Source organism: Collinsella sp. AM31-2AC (genome assembly GCF_003469285.1).
GTDB lineage: Bacteria > Actinomycetota > Coriobacteriia > Coriobacteriales > Coriobacteriaceae > Collinsella > Collinsella aerofaciens_AT.
In genome coordinates, this window is record NZ_QSJB01000007.1 from 56,130 (window position 1) to 71,203 (window position 15,074).

The 15,074-nt window shown below is 61.1% G+C and carries 12 protein-coding genes; 10 read left to right on the forward strand and 2 right to left on the reverse strand.

Going from position 1 to position 15,074, the window contains the following annotated elements:
* Positions 1 to 423 precede the first annotated feature (423 nt).
* From DW796_RS04455 to gatB, 5 genes are all read left to right on the forward strand, one after another.
* Complete coding sequence (locus tag DW796_RS04455; RefSeq protein ID WP_118094384.1) at positions 424 to 1,392, forward strand: helix-turn-helix domain-containing protein; 969 nt, start codon at positions 424 to 426, stop codon at positions 1,390 to 1,392.
* A gap of 143 nt (positions 1,393 to 1,535) precedes the next feature.
* Positions 1,536 to 2,453, forward strand: a complete 918-nt coding sequence (locus DW796_RS04460; RefSeq protein ID WP_158567686.1) for a class C sortase — start codon at positions 1,536 to 1,538, stop codon at positions 2,451 to 2,453.
* Between the two features lie 366 nt (positions 2,454 to 2,819).
* The gene (gene gatC / locus DW796_RS04470; RefSeq protein WP_118094387.1) at positions 2,820 to 3,131 is read left to right on the forward strand and encodes an Asp-tRNA(Asn)/Glu-tRNA(Gln) amidotransferase subunit GatC; all 312 of its coding nucleotides are present in this window, start codon (positions 2,820 to 2,822) and stop codon (positions 3,129 to 3,131) included.
* The gene (gatA, locus tag DW796_RS04475; protein WP_118094388.1) at positions 3,131 to 4,645 is read left to right on the forward strand and encodes an Asp-tRNA(Asn)/Glu-tRNA(Gln) amidotransferase subunit GatA; all 1,515 of its coding nucleotides are present in this window, start codon (positions 3,131 to 3,133) and stop codon (positions 4,643 to 4,645) included. The genes gatC and gatA overlap by 1 nt, the downstream gene beginning before the upstream one ends.
* A complete protein-coding gene (gene gatB / locus DW796_RS04480; RefSeq protein WP_117648459.1) occupies positions 4,645 to 6,321 on the forward strand; it encodes an Asp-tRNA(Asn)/Glu-tRNA(Gln) amidotransferase subunit GatB in 1,677 nt (558 codons plus the stop codon). The genes gatA and gatB overlap by 1 nt, the downstream gene beginning before the upstream one ends.
* Positions 6,322 to 6,545: 224 nt before the next feature.
* Here gatB and DW796_RS04485 read toward each other — a convergent pair whose 3' ends face one another.
* Positions 6,546 to 7,544 (reverse strand): AraC family transcriptional regulator, encoded by a 999-nt coding sequence (locus tag DW796_RS04485; protein ID WP_117797055.1) that lies wholly within the window; start codon positions 7,542 to 7,544, stop codon positions 6,546 to 6,548.
* Positions 7,545 to 7,664: 120 nt separating this feature from the next.
* On the opposite strand from DW796_RS04485, the gene DW796_RS04490 reads away from it, so the two are divergent.
* From DW796_RS04490 to DW796_RS04510, 5 genes are all read left to right on the forward strand, one after another.
* Positions 7,665 to 9,491 carry an ABC transporter ATP-binding protein gene (locus DW796_RS04490; protein ID WP_187362370.1) on the forward strand — a complete coding sequence of 609 codons (1,827 nt, stop codon included), beginning with the start codon at positions 7,665 to 7,667 and terminating at the stop codon, positions 9,489 to 9,491.
* Entirely contained in the window at positions 9,492 to 11,249 is a 1,758-nt protein-coding gene (locus tag DW796_RS04495) for an ABC transporter ATP-binding protein (protein WP_118094390.1), read from the forward strand.
* A 195-nt stretch (positions 11,250 to 11,444) separates the two neighbouring features.
* Positions 11,445 to 11,690, forward strand: coding sequence for a DUF6110 family protein (locus DW796_RS04500; RefSeq protein ID WP_035136895.1), 246 nt, complete (start codon positions 11,445 to 11,447; stop codon positions 11,688 to 11,690).
* A 78-nt stretch (positions 11,691 to 11,768) separates the two neighbouring features.
* The gene (locus DW796_RS04505) at positions 11,769 to 13,784 is read left to right on the forward strand and encodes a heavy metal translocating P-type ATPase (protein ID WP_233539666.1); all 2,016 of its coding nucleotides are present in this window, start codon (positions 11,769 to 11,771) and stop codon (positions 13,782 to 13,784) included.
* 74 nt (positions 13,785 to 13,858) lie between these two features.
* Complete coding sequence (locus tag DW796_RS04510) at positions 13,859 to 14,347, forward strand: PIN domain-containing protein (protein ID WP_158567687.1); 489 nt, start codon at positions 13,859 to 13,861, stop codon at positions 14,345 to 14,347.
* Between the two features lie 58 nt (positions 14,348 to 14,405).
* On the opposite strand, the gene DW796_RS04515 is transcribed toward DW796_RS04510, so the two are convergent.
* Entirely contained in the window at positions 14,406 to 14,840 is a 435-nt protein-coding gene (locus tag DW796_RS04515) for a hypothetical protein (protein WP_118094393.1), read from the reverse strand.
* Positions 14,841 to 15,074 lie beyond the last annotated feature (234 nt).

Here is a 15,074-nt window from a genome sequence, read left to right on the forward strand (position 1 = left end):
ATCCTCTTTTCGGGGCGGACTCCACGCTGGAGTTTGCCCCGTTTTTTTTGGATAACGCAGGCAGCCTCCATCGTCCGATGCGGGCACGTTCGTCATCGCGTTTCTTGACTCGTATGAGGTTCGGTTTAAGGTCCGTAGGCGCACGCGCGGTGCGGACGATGGACGGCATTTGCGCCGCAACAAGCGCAAATAAGAATGCCCGGGGTTCGGAGCCCGGGCATTTAACAAAACCAGAAAACTAGGCCGCCCGCGCTCTCGTACATTTACGCGGGGTGTGTCGTTTTCTATTGACATTGTATCCCGAATCGCCCCGCCGATTCGGGACATTTTGAAAACCCAAATGTAGGCTTAGGCACGAACGGTATCTCCTTAATTCCGAAAATTATGTATAATTCCAATACAAACTGGAATCGAACGAAAACAATGGAAATGAACGAAGCACTAATCTACTTACAAGAAGCACTAGGCCTTTCCGCCAAGACCAAAACTTGGCCTGGATCCGCATGCTTGCCGCTGCATCTGCGGGCGATTGAGGTCCGCGCTGTTGACGCAAACGGTTTTTCGTTTTTGCTTGCAAGTTTGCCTACTGGCGTCGGGCTTCCCGAGGCTAAGAGAGTCTATAGTCAGCTAGCCTTGCGCGCGGAGACTCCCGTTGTCGTTTCGTTTCCTGATGCCGATGCACGTCAACGCAAAGCATTGGTCGCACAAGGGATTCCGTTTGTTTGCCCCGGCAGACAGGCTTTTCTTCCATTTATGGGCACGGCCTGCACGGAGAGGGGCAGTGTCCGGTTTCGCAATCACGCGACCAAGATGTCACCCAACGCGCAGGCTGCCGCAATCTGGGGAGCAGCCCAGGAGCCATATCGTCCCTATGACCTTTGTCGTGCGCTTGGGATCTCGGCAAGCCGTGCGAGTGAGGCCATAACCGAGCTTGTCGACAGGGGACTCGCGAGGCGCGAGCGTTGCGAGCGACATGTCGTCGTGTTCCCTGTTGCCGTTGACCTTCTGCTCAGCGAACACATGGCAGAGCTCTCCTCGCCTGTCTCGAAGGTCTTTTTTGCAAGGAAGACGCCGCAGATCGACTATCTTGTTGACGCCGGGGAGACGGCGCTCGCCGCGCGTTCGATGCTCGCTGCGCCGGGCATGGAACAAAAGGCCGTCTTAAGAAGTGCATGGCGTCAACTGAGCGACCTCGAAGTCGCAGACGGGGAGTTGCCGGATAACGAAACGGCGATGATCCAAGTGTGGCGCTATGCGCCCGTGTTTGCCAACTCCTCCCGTGTCGATGACATTTCGCTTGCGCTATCTTTGGCGGCAATCGACGATGAGCGAATTCAGCTCGAAGTCGATCGCATGTTTGGAAAGGAATATCCATGGCAAGAAGCGCTGTAGAAGGTCTCCAAGAATTCGAATCGTCGGCGGTGCTTCGGTCCTAGCTGTGTTGTCCGGCGCATGGGCTCGCTAATCGGCTATTATTTGTTTAGACAACTTGAGTTGTAGAGGAGTGACCGGCGATGGTGCAGGGCGCCAAACATATGAAGAGCAATAACGCCGTGGACAACGGCGGCTCAAGCCCTCAGCCCAAATCTCAACCAAAGCCCAAGCGCCGCCGCAAGCGACTGCCGCGCTGGGCCGACCGGCTCATCACCATCGTCATCATCCTTATCGGCGTGGGCCTTATGACCTGGCCGTGGATCTTGGACCGGCTCGAGGCCTCGGGCGTGTTCAACCAGATCAGCACCGTGTCCAGCACCGTGGACGCGCTGTCTGCCGAGGAGCGCGAACGCATCTTGCTCCAAGCGCGCTCCTATAACGAGCAGCTTGCCGGCGAGGCCACCGAGCTTCCGGCCGACCAGATCGAGCCCTACGCTCAGCAGCTCATCTTTGACCGCGACCCCATGATGAGCTGGGTCGAGATCCCTTCCATCGACGTGAGCATGCCCATCTACCACGGCACGAGCGAAGAAGTCCTTATGGCGGGCGTCGGCCACCTGGAGGGCACGAGCCTGCCGGTGGGCGGCACCTCGACGCATTGCGTGCTTACCGCGCACTCGGGCATGCGCAACCTGAGCATGTTCGACGACATCCATTCGCTGAAGCCCGGCGACCTGGTGCTGCTGCACACCATGAACAAGACGCTCGCCTACAAGATGGTGGACTCCGAGGTGGTGCTGCCCGAGGAGATGGAGTCGCTGACCATCGAGCCCGGCGCCGACAAGGTGACGCTCGTCACCTGCACGCCCTACGGCGTGAACGACCATCGCCTGCTGGTGCATTGCGTGCGCACCAAGTACAACAAGAAGGACGTTGACAAGCAAAAGTCGCTGGCCGGCCGCCACTGGGGCAAGCGCGAGTTCGCCGTGCTTATCGTGGTCGTGGCCATTGTACTGTTGCTGCTGGACATCGTGATTCATGCGGTCCGCAAGCGCCGCAAGGCCAAGGCCTCGGCATAAGACATTGTTCAGAACCACCACAATGGGGACAGGCACCTTTGCGGTGGTCGGGGCTTCCAAACCATCACAACATTCGATGAAAATCGCGATTTTGACGAAAAGTGTCGAATGTTGTGATGCTTTTCGTTGCGGGCGGGACGGTTCCGTTGTGGGCGAGATGGTTATCGTTGTGGGCGGGACGGTTTTCGCTATGGACGGTGCGGTTTTCGCTATGGACGGTGCGGTTTCGCTGCAGAACCGCCAGCCCGTTGCCTGCCAACCTGCCGCCCTCGTTACGTTTTCGCTGCATTTGGGTAAAGCACCTGCTCCAAGCGGCGTTGCCCTGTATACTAGAGCGGTTTAACTGTTATGCGGAAGGGAGCGCCTATGGCACTCAGCGAGAAAGACGTGCGAGGCATCGCCGAGTACGCAAAGATCGCACTGACCGATGACGAGCTCACCCAGATGACGTCCTACATGAACGACGCCGTCCAGATGCTCGAGCCCGTCTTGCAATATGACTTGCCCGACGTGGAGCCCACGTTCCATCCCATCGGAAGCCTGTCCAACGTGATGGGCGATGACCTGCGCGAGCCCGAGCGCGACCTGCCGCTCGACATTGCGCTCGAAAACGCTGGCAGCGCGCGCGACCGCTACTTCCGCGTGCCGTCCATTTTGGGAGAGGGGGAGAGCGAGTAATGGCGCTAAGCTTCGATTCCTTTACCGCCGCCCAGATCGCCGCAGGCGTTGCCGCCGGCGACTTTACCGCTACCGAGGTGGCCCAAGCCTCCCTCGCCGCCATCGAGGCGCGCGAGGGCGGGGTCCAGGCATTCCTGCAGGTGGCGCCCGAGCTTGCGCTCGAGGCCGCCGCGCGCGTGGATGCCGACCGTGCCGCCGGAAAGCCACTGCCCCCGCTCGCGGGCGTGCCGCTGGCCATCAAGGACAACATGAACCTCGTGGGCACGCGCACCACCTGCGCTTCCCGCATGCTCGCGGACTACCGGAGCGTTTATACCGCCACCTGCGTCCAGCGCATGCTCGATGCCGGCTGCCTGCCCATGGGCAAGGCCAACATGGACGAGTTTGCCTTTGGCAGCTCCACCGAGAGCTCGGCGTTCCACCGCACCAACAACCCCTGGGATACCGAGCGCGTGCCCGGCGGCTCCTCGGGCGGCTCCGCTGCCGCCGTCGCCGCGGGCGAGGTCGCGCTCTCGCTGGGCTCGGACACCGGCGGCTCCATTCGCCAGCCGGCGAGCCTGTGCGGCGTGGTGGGCTTTAAGCCCACGTATGGCGCTGTGAGCCGTTACGGCGTGGTTGCCTTTGGCTCGTCGCTCGACCAGGTGGGCCCCTTTGGCCGCACGGTCGAGGATGTCGCGCTGGCCATGAACGCGCTTACCGGCGCGGGCCATGATCCGTACGACTGCACCAGCCAGGATTGCGCCGTCGACTTTACCGAACATCTCAACGACAGCATCGAGGGCAAGCGCGTGGGCATTATCCCTGCGTTTATGGAGGCCGAGGGCCTGACGCCCGAGGTCAAGGCCGCTGTTCAGCGCGCCGCCCAGGAGCTGCAGAACCAGGGCGCCGAGCTCGTGGAGGTCGACCTGCCGCACCTGGACGCCGCCATCGCCGCCTACTACGTCATCGGCCCGGCCGAGGCGTTCTCCAACTTGGCTCGTTTCGACGGCATTCGCTACGGCTATCAGGAGGAGGGCTGCGCCAACCTGTCCGACCAGAGCTCGCTTTCGCGCGCCCACGGCTTTGGCGCCGAGGCCAAGCGCCGTCAGATGCTCGGCGCCTACCTGTTGAGCTCGGGCGTGTACGACAAGTACTACTACGCCGCACAGAAGGCTCGCACACTCATCACGCAGGATTACGACGCCGCGTATGCCAAGGTGGACACCATCCTCATGCCCGCCTCGCCGCGCACGGCCTTTAAGTTTGGCGAGATCAGCGACCCCACGCAGATGTATCTCTCCGACCTGTATACCATCTCGCTCAACATTTGCGGCAACGGCGGTATCTCGGTGCCGCTGGGCCTGGGCGAGGACAGCAAGCTGCCCGTTTCTGCCCAGCTGGTGGGGCCTGCCTTTAAGGACCGTCAGCTGCTCACGTTTGCCCGCGCCCTGGAGCGCGGCTTTGCCGATGCCGCCACGGGTGCGCCCGCGCTTTCCGTAGCGCCCGATTTTGCCGGGAAGGGAGGCGAGCTGTAATGAAGGAGCTTTCCGAGGTCCTGCAGGATTGGGAGGCCGTGATCGGCCTGGAGATCCATACCGAGCTCACCGCACTCGATACCAAGATGTTCTGCAACTGCAAGCTCAGCCACGATGACGAGCCCAACGCCAACGTGTGCCCGGTGTGCCTGGGCCTGCCCGGTGCGCTGCCGGTGCCCAACAAGCGCGCCATCGAGAGCATCGTCAAGGCAGGTCTCGCCACCAACTGCGAGATCCAGCGCCACTCGATGTTCTACCGCAAGCACTACTTTTATCCTGACATGGCCAAGAACTTTCAGACCACGCAGGGTCCGGTCGCCTTTGCCATGTACGGTCACCTGGACCTGGACGTGACCGGTCGCGGTGCCGCCGAGCGCCCCGACTGCGCATTTGGCGAGGCCGAGGCCCAGAGCCTGGCGAGCGCCTCGGCCAACGCCGAGGGTCTGTCCACGTCCATGACGTCGACCATGCGCGAGGGCAATCAGCGCGCCGGTCATCTGGCCAGCTACGATGCGTCCAACCTGCAGATGCCCGAGCGTCGCGAGGACGGTTCCTACACGGTGCCCATCCGCATCCTGCGCATCCACATGGAGGAGGACGCCGCCAAGATGGTTCACGTGGGCGGCGCCGAGGGCCGCATTACCGCCGCGGCCGAGTCGCTCGTCGACTACAACCGCTGCGGCACGCCGCTGATCGAGCTCGTCACCGAGCCCGACCTGCGCACGCCCGAGGAGGCTCGCCTGTTTATGGAGAAGCTCCGTCGCATCTTTGTGACGCTGGGCATTTCGGACTGCTCCATGGAGAAGGGCTCCATGCGCTGCGACGGCAACGTGTCGCTGCGTCGCCGTGGCGAGACCAAGTTGGGCACCAAGACCGAGCTCAAGAACCTCAACTCGTTTAAGAGTCTGCACGACGGCCTTGCCTACGAGATTTGCCGCCAGGCCGAGGTGCTCGAGGAGGGCGGCATCATCTATCAGGAGACCCGCCACTGGGAGCCCAGCCGCAAGCGCACCGTGGTCATGCGTGTGAAGGAAACGGCAGACGACTATCGTCTGTTCCCCGATCCCGACCTGGCGCCGTTCGATCTGGACGACGAGTTCATCGACCGCTGCCGTGGCGAGATTCCCGAGCTGCCCGATGCCAAGCGCGTCCGTTTTGAGGCCGACTTTGGCATTAAGACGGCTGACGCCGAGCAGATCGCCGGCGACCCTGAGTTTGCCGACTTCTTTGAGGCCGCCGCTGCCGGTATGGCCGGCAAGGAGGCCCAGACGGTCGCAAACCTGCTGGTCAACGAGATGATCGCCTACCTTAAGGGCGCAGGCGTGTCGCTCGCCGAGTCCGGCATCGCGCCGGCTCAGGTGGCGGCACTCGCCAAGCTGCTGGCGACCGATGCCATCAGCTCCAACCAGGCGCACGAGGTCTTTGAGGCGATGGCCCAGACCGGCGACGACCCCAACAAGATCGTCGACGAGCGCGGCATGCGTCAGGTGAGCGATGCCGGCGCACTGCAGCCGATCGTGGACGAGGTGCTGGCAAACTGTGCCGATCAGGCGCAGCAGTATCGTGACGGCAACCAGAAGGTCATCGGCTTTTTGGTAGGCCAGTGCATGAAGGCGAGCCGCGGCAAGGGCAACCCGAAGCTCTTCAACGAGTTGCTGAGAACGTCGCTCTCGTAGCTGCGAGGCCGGGGAAGCCCCGAGTCGCCGGGGTATTTCCTCCAAATTTCAAACAGTCCTATGCAAGACGAAGGCCACATTTAGTGGCCTTCTTTGCATGCGGAACTCATTTGGAGCAAACACCCCGGCGACTCGGGGCTTCCACGATCAGACGACTCGGCCGTTCGGGTCAGGTGGGCTGGATTGAATTTGGTGAATGAGGGCGCCGTTGGCGCCTTCATTCTTTATATATGTTGGGAGCGCCAGGCGGTGGGGGTGGTGCCGGTGTGTTGCTTGAAGGCTTGGGCGAAGGCGGCCTGCTGAGGGTAGCCTAGACGCTCTGCCACCTGCGCTATCGTGAGCGCGCTATCGGCCAAAAGGTCCTGTGCTCGCTCTATACGGCGTCTGCGAATGTAGGCGCCCAGGGACTCGCCAGTTTGGGCCTTAAAGGTGGCGCATAGTTTGGAGCGGCTTGTGTAGAGCCTCTCGGCCACCTCGTTGATACCCACACGTCTGCCTTTGTCGAGCGCGCGCTCAATCATTGCCGTTGCTTCTTCGGCAATGGTTATGCTGACGCGTGTGTCTGCCGCCTGCCGCGCCTGCTTGTGGGCCGCGCGCGAACAGGCGAGCTCCGCGACCATGGTCTCCACGATGCCTTGCATATAGACGTGTCCGCCTACGGTACGGGCGCGTTCCTCGTTAATCCGACGCAGCGTGTGGCAGATGGCAGACGTCGCCTCCTCGTGCCATGGCTCGGCAAACGCCTCGAAGATTCCCGCGAACTCGGTGGGATAGCGGTGCTCCAGTTCGTCAAAAAATCCAGGCAAAAAGAGCACCGAGCGCGAGTGATAAAGCTGCCCTGCAAACAGCGGACTTAGCTCCTCGCCGCAGCTATCTTGGATAAAGCTGCACACCGCGCTGTTCGGCCACGGCCCGCGCAGTGGCTTAAGGTTCGCAGGCGTTATGCCAGCCTTGGGCATGCATATGAGCGTGGGCGCGCTGACCTCGCTCACGCACGCGTACGGTTCGGGCGTGTATTCGGCTAGGTGCATGTTGTGCATCGGGGTAATGAAATGCTCCATGACGATGCAGGTGGGGGAAAGGGGCATGATCCATGCGCGTCCGTGCGCCCGATCGTTTGCCACCTCACCGGTAAAGACGGCGCCCTTGCCGGAAAGCTGCAGGCCAAACTGCTCAAATTGCGGTGCGTAGAGCTCGGTTATATCGGTTGCTGCCCGCCGCATTTTCAAAAGCGTCCCCTTCCTTTGCGGAAACGTCCACGCCTGGCTCGATTGTGTGCCTCGGCTAACACGCCAATGATAAGTTTCTAACGGTTAACTCTCAAGCCGTTAGAAAGGAATCTCATGGCAAAGGGATCAAAAAGGGAAGGCGGCGGCATCGGCGAGCTGCTTGCATATGCCGGCGACCGTAAATTCCTAACATATTTGGGCATGGCTCTCTCGGCGCTCTCGCAGCTGCTGAGCTTTGGCCCGTACGTGTGTATCTGGTTTGTTGCGCGAGACCTTATCGCCGTGGCGCCTAACTGGAGCGAGGCCACCGACATCGCGATGTATGGTTGGTGGGCTGTGGGCTTTGCCCTGGCGAGCATTGTGGTTTATTTCGTGGGACTCATGTGTACGCACCTATCCGCGTTTCGCTGCGCGTCCAATATCCGCAAGGCTACGAGCGAGCATCTGCTTAAGCTGCCGCTCGGCTACTTTGACACGCATGCCACCGGTGAGCTGCGCCGTATCGTAGACGGATGCGCCGCCTCAACCGAGACGCTGCTCGCACACATGCTACCCGATATCGCCGGCGCCACCGCCATGGTTGCAGGTCTGCTCGTGCTGCTTTTCGCCCTCGATTGGCGTTTGGGCGCGGCGTGCCTTATCTCGGTCGTCGTTTCGCTTGGCGCCATGGCTACCATGATGGGCGGCAAGGGCGGCGAGTTTATGAAGGCCTACATGGGCGCGCTGGTCAAGATGAACAAGACCGGTACCGAATACGTACGCGGCATTCCCGTGGTCAAGGTGTTTCAGCAGACGGTCTATTCCTTTAAGGCGTTCCACGACGCGATCGCCGAATACGCCGACATGGCGCAAAACTATTCGGGCACGTTCTGTCGAGGTCCGCAGGTACTCAACCTTACCGCGCTCAATGGTCTTGTGGCATTCCTATTGCCCGTGGCGTTGCTGTTGGCGCCGGGCGAGACGGACTTCGCGCATTTTATGGCCAACTTCACGTTTTACGCGATATTTTCGGCCGTGGTGCCGACGGCCATGACCAAGCTCATGTTTGTGGGCGAGGCGTCTCAGATGAGTGCCGATTCGCTGGCTCGCATCCGAAGCGTCATGGATTCCAAGCAGCTCTCCGTGCCCGCTCAACCCAAGTACCCTGCCAGCAGCGACGTGCGATTTGAGGATGTGAGCTTTACCTACGAGGGCGCCGAGGCGCCTGCCGTCAACCATGCGAGTTTTAGCGTTTCCGCGGGTAGTACCCTCGCGCTTGTGGGTCCTTCGGGAGGCGGCAAGTCAACCTGTGCAAGCCTGATCCCGCGTTTTTGGGATGTTTCCTCGGGTCGAGTGCTCGTAGGCGGTGTGGACGTTCGCGATATGGATCCGAACGAGCTTATGGACCAGGTCGCCTTCGTGTTCCAGACCAACCAGCTGTTCCGGCAAACACTTGCCGATAACGTGCGCGCCTCCAAGCCTACGGCCACTGACGACGAAGTGCGTGCGGCCCTCTCCGCAGCTCAGTGCGACGACATTGTGGCCAAGCTCCCACAGGGCATCAACACCATGCTCGGCGCCGGCGGAGCATATCTTTCGGGCGGCGAGGTCCAGCGCGTGGCACTCGCCCGCGCGATCCTTAAAGACGCTCCTATCGTGGTGCTCGATGAGGCCACGGCGTTTGCCGACCCCGAGAACGAGGCGCTCATCCAGCGCGCCTTTAGCAAGCTGGCGGCGGGTCGCACGGTCATTATGATCGCGCACCGGCTTTCTACCGTGGTGGGGGCCGACAAGATCGTGGTGCTCAACCAAGGTAGCGTGCAGGAGGCCGGCACCCATGCCGAGCTGCTGTCCCAAAAGGGTCTATACGCCAAGATGTGGGCCGAATACGAACAGGCCGCGAGCTGGAAAATCACTGCAGCGACCGCGGATGCCGCCGTCACGAAGGGAGGCGAGGCCTAAATGTTCGCCTCATTCCAAAAGAAGTATTTCCTATCCGATAAAGGCGTCGCCGGCGTAAAACGCGGCATTTTCTGGACCACGCTCACTAATCTCATTACCATGGCCGGCATGGGCTTTTTATTCCTGGTTATGGCCGGCTTTGTCGAGCATCTCGCCAGCGGGGCTGACCTGCCGGATGCCCTGCCGATCGTGGGCGGCCTCCTGGTCTTTTTTGTGTTGCTCTTTGCCTCTAACTGGCAGCAGTATTACTACACCTACTGCATCTTTTACGAGGAGTGCGGCAAGCAGCGCATGGGGATTGCCGAGCGCTTGCGCAAACTGCCGTTGTCGTTTTTCGGCCGTCGTGATCTGGCCGATCTAACCGAAACCATCATGGGCGACGTTCAGACTATGGAGCACGCCTACAGCCACGTGCTGGGAGAGCTTTGGGGTGCCGTCATCGCAAGCGCCATTGTGTTCGTGGCGTCGCTGCTCTTTTGCTGGCAGCTGGCGATCGCGGCGTTTTGGAGCGTTCCCGTGGCCTTTGCCGTGCTGTATCTAACACGCGGCCCCATGACCCCGGTGTTCGACCGTGTGCGCGCCGAGAAGGTCAAGGTCACCGAGGCGATCCAGGAGACGCTCGACTGCGTGCGCGAGATTCGCGCCACCAACCAGGAGGCCCATTATCTTGAGGGGCTTAACGCCGTGATCGATGCCGAGGAGCGCGAGACCACCAAAGGCGAGCTCGCCAACGGGCTTTTGGTCAACTCCGCCTTTGCCATCCTGCGCCTGGGGATAGCCACCACGTTGGTCACGGGCGCCACGATGGTCGCCTCCGGGCAGGTCGACTTTTTGGTGATGTTTGCCTTCCTGCTTATGGTGAGCCGTATCTACGCGCCGTTTGATCAGGCCCTTATGCTCGTGTCGGAGCTGTTTGTCGCCGAGTCGTCGGCCAAGCGCATGCGCTCCATCATGGAAGAGCCCGTGGCGCGGGGCAGCGAGCAGTTTGAGCCCGTAGGTCATGACGTGGTGTTTGATCATGTGGCATTTGGCTATGGTGCGGGCGAGGACGGCCGCGCCGGCGAGAAAGTTCTTACCGATGTGAGCTTTACCGCCAAGGAAGGCGAAGTTACGGCGCTGGTCGGTCCTTCGGGTTCCGGTAAGTCTACGGTGAGCCGCCTGGCCGCGTGTTTTTGGGATGCCACCGAAGGCACGGTCACCGTGGGTGGCGTGGATGTTGCGAGCGTTGATCCCGAGGTACTGCTGCGCGACTACGCCATTGTGTTCCAAGACGTGCTGCTCTTTGACGACACGGTGATGGGAAACATCCGTCTTGGTCGTCGCGATGCCACCGATGAGGAAGTGCTTGCTGCCGCGCGTGCCGCCAACTGCGACGAGTTTGTGAGCCGCATGCCGCAGGGCTATGACACCATGATCGGCGAGAACGGCTCCAAGCTGTCCGGCGGCGAGCGCCAGCGCATCTCCATCGCCCGCGCGCTGCTCAAAGATGCGCCGATTGTGTTGCTGGACGAGGCGACGGCGAGTTTGGATGTGGAGAACGAGACCGTGGTGCAGCAGGCGCTCTCCCGCCTGCTCGCAGGAAAGACAGTTATCGTGATCGCCCACCGTATGCGCACGGTAGAAAATGCCGATAAGATCGTTGTACTCAAGGATGGTGTGGTTGCCGAGCAGGGCACTCCGGCGCAGCTCAAGGCGGCAGGTGGAGAATTCGCCCGCATGGTTGCGCTGCAAAAGGAAGCGGCTGCCTGGCAGCTGTAAGAAGGGGCAAAGGAACAGTCCCTTTGTCACATTGACAATCGGTTACTCCGCATCGTTAATTTTCAAAAGGTTAGCCATGGCTGACCTAGATAGTTAGATAGAATTAAGGTATTTCAAAAGCGTGCTCGAGCTAACTGATGAACTCGGGTGCTAAGGCACCATGCCGCGCCCCATGCGGCAAAAGGGAGAAGCAACATGAAGAAGTCGACGTTTAACACCCTGCTTGTTGGTGGCGGTTTTCTGCTTGGCACGGCCGGCATCAAGCTGCTTACCAGCGCTCCGGTCAAGAATGCCTGCGTGCAGGGTATTGCGTGCGGTATGCGCATCAAGAACGGCTACCAGGACATGGTCGAGCAGGCCAAGGCTAATGTCGACGACATGGTTGCCGAGGCTGCTTACATCACCCAGAGCGAGGCCGCCGCGGACAACGCAGCTGAGTAGCGCTTCCAGGCACAAACTATGAGATTCTCGATTATCAGCGAGATCCCCGGCAGGACCCGCCTCCAGTTGGCGGGTCCTGTGCCAGAGAGCGATCTCGATGCGCTTCTTAAGCTTGGTGGCGACATCGACGGCGTGCGCAAGGTGCGCGTGTATGGCCGCATTGGCCAGATGGCGCTGGAGTACGACGAGCCGCGACGCGATGCCGTGCTGGCCGCCGTCGGTGCGCTCGACGCTCAGGCCATTGCCGACGCAAAGACGGGCTACGTGATACAACTCGAGCCGCGCAAGCACAAGCTCGTCATGGATCTTGCCACACTTGTCGGCGCCCACTACGCACGTCGCTGGTTTTTGCCCACGCCCCTGCGTGCGGTGTTTGTCGTGGCCGGTTACATGACCTTTTTGCGCGCCGCCCTCCGTGAGCTCGCGCAGCCGCGCCTGACCGTTCCCGTGCTCGACGCTTCGGCCATCGGCATTTCGTTCGTCAAGCGTGATGTCGACACCGCGGGCCAGACGATGTTCCTGCTCAACGTGGGCGAGCTGCTCGAGGACTACACCCGCGCCATGAGTGAAAACGAGCTCATCAACTCGCTGCTCGATGTGCCCGACAAGGCGCAAAAGGTTGTTGGCGACACCGAGGTAAGCGTTGCCGCGACCGAGCTTGAGCCCGGCGATCTGGTCGCCGTGCGCACCGGCATGTCCATCTGCATCGACGGTGTTGTCGAGCAGGGGAGCGCTATGGTCAACCAGGCGACCCTGACCGGCGAGCCGCTGGCCGTCGAGCGCAGCGTGGGCGACGACGTGTTCGCCGGTACCGTCGTGGAAGACGGCGGCATCTTGGTGCGCGTGCGCGCCAATACGGCGCAAACCAAACTGCGCTCGATCGTCTCGCTCGTGCAGACGGCCGACTCGCTTAAGTCCGAGGGCCAGTCGCACATGGAGGACCTCGCCAACAAGATCGTTCCGTGGAACTTCCTGCTCGCGGGTCTTGTTGCGCTTACCACCCGCAGCCTCATCAAGACCTCGGCGGCGCTGATGGTCGACTACTCGTGCGCACTCAAGCTTACGGGTTCGGTCGCCGTCATGACTGCCATGAGCGATGCTGCCAAGATGGGTGTTATGGTCAAGGGCGCGAAGTACTTTGAGTCGTTTGCCAAGGCCGACACCATTGTGTTTGACAAGACCGGCACGCTTACCGAGGCGCAGCCGCGTCTTGCCTGCGTGCTCACCACCGATGGCTGGAGCGAGGACGAGGTCCTGCGCCTTTCCGCTTGCTTGGAGGAGCATTTTCCGCATCCGGTGGCGCGTGCCGTGGTCAATGCGGCATGCGAGCACGAGCTCGAGCACCGCGAGCGCCATGCCGCTGTCGAGTACATCGTGGCGCACGGCATCGCTTCGTCCATTGAAGGACGTCGCGCCATCATCGGTTCCGCGCACTTTGTATTTGAGGACGAGGGCGCACAGCTCGAATCCGACATCAAGGAGCGCATTGAGTCCCAGATGCAGGGCCTGTCGCCGCTGTATCTGGCGGTCGATGGAAAGGTCGTCGGCGTGCTCGGCATCGAAGATCCGCTCAAGCCTGGGGTCCGTGAGGCCATCGCCGACCTGCATGCGCTGGGCGTCAAGCATGTCGTTATGCTCACGGGCGATTCCGAGCGCACGGCCGAGCGCATTGCGCGCGAGGCGGGTGTCGACGAGTTTAAGGCCGAACTGCTGCCCGAGGACAAGTACGCCTATGTGGAACGCATTAAGAGCGAGGGGCGCCATGTTGCCATGGTGGGCGACGGCGTCAACGATTCGCCGGCGCTCGGTTTGGCCGACGTGGGCCTGGCCATGGGTGGCGGAAGCGACATCGCCAAGGAAGTCGCCGATATCATCCTGACCGATACGGATCTGGCCGCGATCGTGCGCCTGCGCCGCATGAGCCAGGGTCTCATCGACCGTCTGACGAGTTCGTATTCCAAGGTGATGCTCACCAACTCGGCGCTGTTGGCATTGGGTATTACCGGCATGATCACTCCGCAGACGTCGTCACTGCTGCACAACGGCTCAACGATCGCCTACAGCCTGGGCAACGCAAAGGCGTACCTGCGTTAGCAGACGTGTTCGCCCACGTTATCTGGCCTGCGCCCAGACGGCATCGGTGTCGTCCGGGCGCAGGCCTTTTGCGTTTGGATGTCAACGTATGGGTTGATTCGTTTTGCGTCGACCATGCTGAGTCGCTTGCCGCGCGTGCGTTTATTGGGCAGGCGGCGGAGGCGGGGGCATTGCTGTTCTTTCCGGTGCATATCGCCAAGGACGTGCTGTACGTTGTCCAACACGAGCTGAAGCGTAGCGTTCTTGCCAGTGGGGGAGCGCTCGACGAGGCATCTGCCCGTGCAATTGGCGATGCGGCGTTGGCGTTTGTTCGGAACATGACCGAAAACGCCACGGCCGTGGGTGCAGATGCGTCGGACCTTTGGCTGGCCGACAAATACTTAGCGCTCTATCGCGATTACGAGGACAACTTGGTGCTCGCCGCGTGCAAGCGCGCGCAGGTCGATTACTTGGTGACCAACGATCGCAAGCTGCTCGAACATGCCGATCTTGCAGCAAAGACCCCGCGCCAAATGATGCCGATTCTGGCTTTGGCCGAACGCGGCGGCGCGGCTATCGGTTGACGCGAACTGTTTGTGGGCCTCTTGGACGACGATGCGCCAAGGGACCCGCGCCTTCTATTTACAAAAGCTCGGCCTTAATGGCGGGACTTTCTGCGAGCTGCTCGGCTGCCTTTTCGTCGGAGCTGTCGAGTGCTGCCAGACTGCGGTAGACCCACTCGTTGACCTGGGTGTTCTTGACGCCTGCGGTCTGCATAAGGGCGCCTACCTCGCGGATTGCTGCGAACAGATCGGCCTTGGGACCCGTGAGCTCGATCTCGATGCCGTGGTAGGCGGCCACGCCGCGGTTCTCACTCACGTGGTCGATAAAGCCCTCGACGGTCTCAAGCTGCTGGGCGAGAGCCGCATCATCGTCAGCGTCCAGCGCGACGAGTGCGTTCGATACCGTGAGGGCGGGATGTCCGCAGGGGACAAAGCCTTCGATGACATCCATAGCTTCGGTAATGGTTGAGCCCAGGCCTGCGAGGGCATTGACGAGTTGCTGCTTGGTATCCATAACGGTCCTTTCGACGGGTCAATTTTGCTTGGCGAAAATATACGTGACGCGATCGGTAACAAAAGTGCGAAGTGCGGCGCACATTGGGGTCTTCACAGCTCGTGCATAGAACAGCTGTCCGCTTTCAGAACGTGGTAAGATAACACTCCACAAGCGGGGCTCGCCCCGTATGTTCCTTGAAAAGTCGACGGTTATCGGGTGTTTGCAGGCCCGATACCATCCAGACTTTCCCAA

Coding starts and splice junctions, on each gene's coding strand:
- DW796_RS04490 (WP_187362370.1), top strand. CDS start 7,665: ATGGCAAAGGGATCAAAAAGGGAAGGCGGCGGCATCGGCGAGCTGCTT.
- DW796_RS04485 (WP_117797055.1), bottom strand. CDS start 7,544: ATGCGGCGGGCAGCAACCGATATAACCGAGCTCTACGCACCGCAATTT.
- DW796_RS04460 (WP_158567686.1), top strand. CDS start 1,536: ATGAAGAGCAATAACGCCGTGGACAACGGCGGCTCAAGCCCTCAGCCC.
- gatB (WP_117648459.1), top strand. CDS start 4,645: ATGAAGGAGCTTTCCGAGGTCCTGCAGGATTGGGAGGCCGTGATCGGC.
- DW796_RS04495 (WP_118094390.1), top strand. CDS start 9,492: ATGTTCGCCTCATTCCAAAAGAAGTATTTCCTATCCGATAAAGGCGTC.
- gatC (WP_118094387.1), top strand. CDS start 2,820: ATGGCACTCAGCGAGAAAGACGTGCGAGGCATCGCCGAGTACGCAAAG.
- DW796_RS04455 (WP_118094384.1), top strand. CDS start 424: ATGGAAATGAACGAAGCACTAATCTACTTACAAGAAGCACTAGGCCTT.
- DW796_RS04500 (WP_035136895.1), top strand. CDS start 11,445: ATGAAGAAGTCGACGTTTAACACCCTGCTTGTTGGTGGCGGTTTTCTG.
- gatA (WP_118094388.1), top strand. CDS start 3,131: ATGGCGCTAAGCTTCGATTCCTTTACCGCCGCCCAGATCGCCGCAGGC.
- DW796_RS04515 (WP_118094393.1), bottom strand. CDS start 14,840: ATGGATACCAAGCAGCAACTCGTCAATGCCCTCGCAGGCCTGGGCTCA.